The 807-nt window shown below is 67.0% G+C and carries 1 protein-coding gene; it reads right to left on the bottom strand.

Features of this window, described 5'->3' with window-relative positions:
- The coding region (locus ACLFKU_RS43740; RefSeq protein WP_410853387.1) for a 2Fe-2S iron-sulfur cluster-binding protein at positions 1 to 807 on the bottom strand (807 nt) is incomplete at both ends.

Raw genomic sequence — 807 nt, 5'->3', positions numbered from 1 at the left:
CGAGCGTGTAGTTCTTTTCCATCTTCACTTCGCCCTCGAGCACCTTCGCGCGACACGTGCAGCACACACCGCCCTTGCACGCATACGGCAGCGCGAGACCGGCGCGCAGCCCGACGTCGAGCACGCTGACTCCCTGGTACGGCAGGCGCAGCTTGCGCCGCTTGCCGTCGAGCACGATTTCGAGGTCGGCCGCGGGCGTGTCCGCGGTGATCTCGACGGGCGGCACACCCGCCTGCGGCAGCGGCGTGCCGAAGCGCTCGACGTGCACCTTCGCGGGCGGCACGCCGGCAGCCTTGAGCGCCGCCTCGGCCGCATCCATCATCGGCGCGGGGCCGCAGATGAAGGCTTCGTCGATCGCGTCGGCCGGCAGCAGCTGTTCGAGGAACGCCGCGCACTTCTGCTGGTCGAGCACGCCGTTGAACAGCTCGACGTCCTGCAGGTCGTCCGACAGCACGTGATACAGCACGAAGCGGTTCATGAAGCGGTTCTTCAGATCCTCCAGCTCCTCGGCGAACATGATCTGGTCGACGCTGCGATTGCCGTACACCAGCGTGAACGTGCTGCGCGGCTCGACTTCGAGCGTCGTCTTGATGATCGCGAGCACCGGCGTGATGCCCGAGCCGCCGGAGAACGCGAGATACTGCTGGCCCTGTTCCGCGTTCAGGTGCGTGAAGAAGCGGCCGTCCGGGGTCATCACGTCGATCGTGTGGCCGGGCTGCAGCGTGTCGAACGCGAAGTTCGAGAAACGCCCGCCGCGCACGCGCTTGATGCCGATGCGCAACTCGCCGTCGCGGTCGTAGTCGGTGA

This window comes from Paraburkholderia sp. EG304 (assembly GCF_046543485.1).
In the GTDB taxonomy this organism is placed as follows: Bacteria; Pseudomonadota; Gammaproteobacteria; order Burkholderiales; family Burkholderiaceae; genus Paraburkholderia; species Paraburkholderia youngii.
Note: the sequence above shows the minus strand (reverse complement) of the source record. Positions and strands in the feature narration are given on the sequence as shown.